This is a genomic window from Cupriavidus sp. D384 (genome assembly GCF_001652915.1).
In the GTDB taxonomy this organism is placed as follows: domain Bacteria; phylum Pseudomonadota; class Gammaproteobacteria; order Burkholderiales; family Burkholderiaceae; genus Cupriavidus.
The window spans coordinates 1-1,340 of sequence record NZ_BBQI01000047.1; the positions used below are offsets into that span (position 1 = coordinate 1).

The 1,340-nt window shown below is 60.0% G+C and carries 1 protein-coding gene; it reads left to right on the forward strand.

The features are described 5' to 3' along the window. Positions 1-88: 88 nt before the first annotated feature. Positions 89-1,189 (forward strand): IS5 family transposase, encoded by a 1,101-nt coding sequence (locus tag A9J21_RS13305; protein ID WP_066736299.1) that lies wholly within the window; start codon positions 89-91, stop codon positions 1,187-1,189. The last annotated feature ends 151 nt before the right edge of the window (positions 1,190-1,340 follow it).

Consider the following 1,340-nt stretch of genomic DNA (forward strand, 5'->3'; position numbering starts at 1 on the left):
CTAGCAGGCTGCTGAAATACCTCCAGCGGACGTCAGCGCGACGACTGGATGAAGCGTTGATTTGAGGATCCCACCCAACGCTACTTTCATGCGCGGCGCAGACACCTTCACCGAGAGTTTGTTCACTATGCGGAGGCTGGAGGATTTCGTTCCGCAGTCCCACCCGCTGCGTTCGATTCGCGCTATGGCCAACCAGGCACTGGTGAAGATGGACCGATTGTTCGCACAGATGTACGAGGCCGATATCAAGGGCGGCCGGCCCAGCATTGCGCCGGAGAAGCTGCTGCGGGCCATGCTGCTGCAGGTGCTCTACAGCATTCGTTCCGAACGTCAACTCATGGAGCAGACCCAGTACAACCTGCTGTTTCGCTGGTTCATCGGGCTGTCGATGGACGACCCAGTTTGGGTGCCCACAGTCTTCACCAAGAACCGCGAACGGCTGATCAAGCATGATGCGGTGATCCAGTTCTTCAACGAGGTGCTTGCCATCGCGCAAGAGAAGAACTGGCTGTCAGGCGAACACTTCAGCGTCGACGGCACGCTGATTCAGGCGTGGGCCGGCCACAAGAGCTTCGTGCGCAAGGATGGCGGCGACAAGGACGACAACGACGGCGGCGACTTCAAGGGGCGCAAGCGCAGCAACGAGACGCACGAGTCCAAGACCGATCCCGATGCCAAGCTCTACCGCAAGGGTAAGACCGCTAGCGAGCTGCGCTACATGGGTCATACCCTGAGCGACAACCGCCACGGCCTGGTCGTGAGCGCCATGGTGACCAACGCGGACGGACACGCCGAGCGTGAGGCCGCAAAGGTCATGCTCAACGATGCCAGGCAGGTGATTGAAGACCTGAATGTAGAAGTCACCGTGGGCGCGGACAAGGGATACGACGCGCACGAGTTCATTCAGGCCTGTCTGGAAATGAAGGTGACGCCCCACGTGGCGCAGAACACCTCGGGGCGGCGCTCTGCAGTTCCTGAGGCGATTGCTTGCAGCGCCGGGTATGCCGTCTCGCAACAAAAGCGCAAGCTGATCGAACAAGGCTTTGGGTGGGTCAAGACCGTGGGGCGCATGCGTCAGGTGATGGTGCGCGGCCTGAAGAAAGTCGATCAGATGTTTGTGCTGAGCATGGCCGCCTTCAACCTCGTGCGCATGCGCTCGTTAGGACAAATCCGTCCGCAGTTGCAGTAATCCCGGCAATGCGGCCGGAAATGGGCGACAAAACGCGGAAAACGTCGATGTAGTGACGCCCAGCTTCCAGATTGTGCAAAACGGCGAACCTCGGGGCTTGCGGGGGAAAGCCTCACCGCTTGCGCGGTCAGTACTTCAGCAGCCTGCTAGG

What these genes read in the sequence shown, in the direction of transcription:
- A9J21_RS13305 (WP_066736299.1), top strand. Translation starts at nt 89, where the DNA reads ATGCGCGGCGCAGACACCTTCACCGAGAGTTTGTTCACTATGCGGAGG.